At 46.1% G+C, this 1,453-nt stretch carries 1 protein-coding gene; it reads right to left on the reverse strand.

The window, feature by feature from the left end:
• Positions 1-2 precede the first annotated feature (2 nt).
• The gene (gene radA / locus DDR33_RS09245) at positions 3-1,382 is read right to left on the reverse strand and encodes a DNA repair protein RadA (protein WP_109415486.1); all 1,380 of its coding nucleotides are present in this window, start codon (positions 1,380-1,382) and stop codon (positions 3-5) included.
• Positions 1,383-1,453: the final 71 nt, after the last annotated feature.

The raw sequence follows: 1,453 nt of genomic DNA on the forward strand, positions 1-1,453 counted from the left end.
CACTATCCAAACAACCCTCCAAATACCTCCTCAATCTTCGAAACACTTTTAATTTCTATAACATAGCGAGACTGGTCAAGTCCCTTCCGGTTATATTTTGAAATATAAATTTGTTCAAAACCCAGTTTCTCAGCTTCGGCAATTCTCTGCTCTATACGGTTAACAGCCCTTATTTCCCCCGACAAACCAACTTCTGCAGCGAAACATATTTTCGGAGACACCGGAATATCCTCATGAGAAGAGATAACTGCAGCAACGATTCCAAGATCGACTGCCGGATCTTCGACCCTCAGGCCACCTGCAATATTCAGAAAAACATCTTTCGCACTCAGGCGAAACCCGCACCGCTTCTCAAGAACCGCCAGCAACATGTTCATTCTGCGCGTGTCAAATCCTGTAGCCGAGCGCTGGGGAGTTCCGTAAGCGGAATGGCTTACTAACGCCTGAGTCTCAATAAGCATTGGCCGGACCCCTTCAAGCATAGCGGAGATCGTGATGCCACTTAACTGTTCGTCGCGCTGCGAAAGAAGGATTTCCGAAGGATTAGATACCTCTCTCAGCCCACTTCCCTGCATTTCATATATCCCTATCTCTGAAGCAGATCCAAAGCGGTTCTTCACAGCTCTGAGAATTCTGTAAACATGGTGCCTGTCGCCTTCAAACTGAAGTACAGTGTCTACCATATGTTCAAGGATCTTAGGCCCTGCAATCGCTCCATCCTTCGTAATATGGCCGATAAGAAAAACAGGTGTCGAACTTTCCTTGGCAAAACGCAGCAGTTCTGCTGTACACTCCCTCACCTGCGAAACACTCCCCGGCGTCGAATCTATGTGAATGGAGTAAAGCGTCTGAATAGAATCGACCACCACCAGCTGCGGCTCAAGCAATTCAATTTGTTTAAATATGTTCTGTGTTGATGTTTCGGTAAGTATAAAAACTTCTCTGTCAGCACGGGAAGGGGAAAGACGTTCTGCCCGCATCTTTATCTGCTGCTCACTTTCCTCTCCAGATACATACAGCACTCTAAGCTTCTTCATGCTCAAAGCAAGCTGCAACATCAGCGTCGATTTTCCGATACCAGGCTCGCCCCCTATCAGCACCAGCGAGCCGGCAACAATACCGCCTCCCAAAACCCTGTTAAATTCAGCATCACGCGTTGCAATACGCGCTTCCTCAGCATATATTATTTCATCTATGGAAGCAGGCTTAGCCACTCTGCCGGCAGGAGTACTGTTTTTCCAATCAGGTACAGATGCCGGGGTCTTTTGCACCAGCTCTTCAACAAACGTATTCCATTGATTACACGACGGGCATTTTCCTAACCATTTAGGAGATTCATAGCCACAGTTTTGACAAAAATATGCAGACTTGGATTTAGCCAATTTGATTACCGATTTAAAGACTTGCGAGTTACAATTTTTAAACGTAATCAGCAAGTGAATGTTGAACCACT

Source organism: Pararcticibacter amylolyticus, from assembly GCF_003130405.1.
In the GTDB taxonomy this organism is placed as follows: Bacteria; Bacteroidota; Bacteroidia; order Sphingobacteriales; family Sphingobacteriaceae; genus Arcticibacter; species Arcticibacter amylolyticus.